Origin of the sequence: Herbaspirillum sp. ST 5-3 (genome assembly GCF_004804275.1) — a bacterium.
GTDB lineage: Bacteria > Pseudomonadota > Gammaproteobacteria > Burkholderiales > Burkholderiaceae_D > Noviherbaspirillum.
This window is the reverse complement of sequence record NZ_STGI01000039.1, coordinates 1-1007: the sequence shown is the minus strand read 5'-3', so window position 1 is coordinate 1007 and position 1007 is coordinate 1. Positions and strand designations below refer to the sequence as shown.

At 66.7% G+C, this 1007-nt stretch carries 1 protein-coding gene; it reads right to left on the bottom strand.

Annotated features, from left to right (window positions below; genetic code table 11):
• Positions 1-1007: uroporphyrinogen decarboxylase (hemE, locus tag E6W33_RS26860; RefSeq protein WP_136420446.1), on the bottom strand; the 1007-nt coding region annotated here is incomplete at both ends.

Genomic DNA, 1007 nt, shown 5'->3' with positions numbered 1-1007 from the left:
CGCATCGCGCGGCTCACCTCATGCACGGTCTCCACCAGCACCGTCACCGCTTCCGGCGGCGTGTACTGCGAAATGCCGTGCCCGAGGTTGAACACATGCCCGCTGCCCGCCGCCGGCTTGCCAAAGGATTCCAGCACCTTGGTCACCTCCGCGCGGATCTGCTGCAGCCCCGCGAACAGCACGTTCGGATCCAGGTTGCCTTGCAGCGCCACCTTGTGGCCCACCAGCGCACGCGCCTTCGCCAGGTTCACCGTCCAGTCCACACCCACCGCATCGGCGCCGATGTCGGCCAGCTCTTCCAGCCACAATCCGCCGCCCTTGGTGAACACGATGGCCGGAATGCGCACGCCGTCCTTCTCGTGCTGCAGCTGGCTGACCACCTCGCGCATGTAGGCCAGCGAGAATTGCTGGTACACGCCGTCGGCCAGTGCGCCGCCCCAGGTGTCGAAAATCATCACGGCCTGCGCGCCGGCATCGATCTGCGCGTTCAGGTAGGACGCGACCGCCTGCGCATTGGTCTTGAGGATGTGGTGCATCAGGTCGGGACGGTCGTACAGCATGGCCTTGACGGTACGGAAGTCGTCCGAACCGCCGCCTTCGACCATGTAGCAGGCCAGCGTCCAGGGGCTGCCGGAAAAGCCGATCAGCGGCACGCGGCCCTGCAGTTCGGTGCGAATCCGGGTGACGGCGTCGAACACGTATTGCAGTTCTTCCAGCGCCGGGGCGCGCAGGGCCAGCACCGCCTTTTCGTCGCGCAGGGGCCGCTCGAATTTCGGGCCTTCGCCTTCGGCGAAATACAGCCCCAGGCCCATGGCGTCGGGCACGGTCAGGATGTCGGAGAACAGGATGGCGGCATCGAGCGCGTAGCGGTCCAGCGGCTGCAGCGTGACTTCGGTGGCGAACTCGGGATTCTTGGCCAGCCCGAGGAAGGAGCCGGCGCGCTTGCGCGTGGCGCAGTATTCGGGCAGGTAGCGTCCTGCCTGGCGCATGAGCCACAGCGGCGTGTA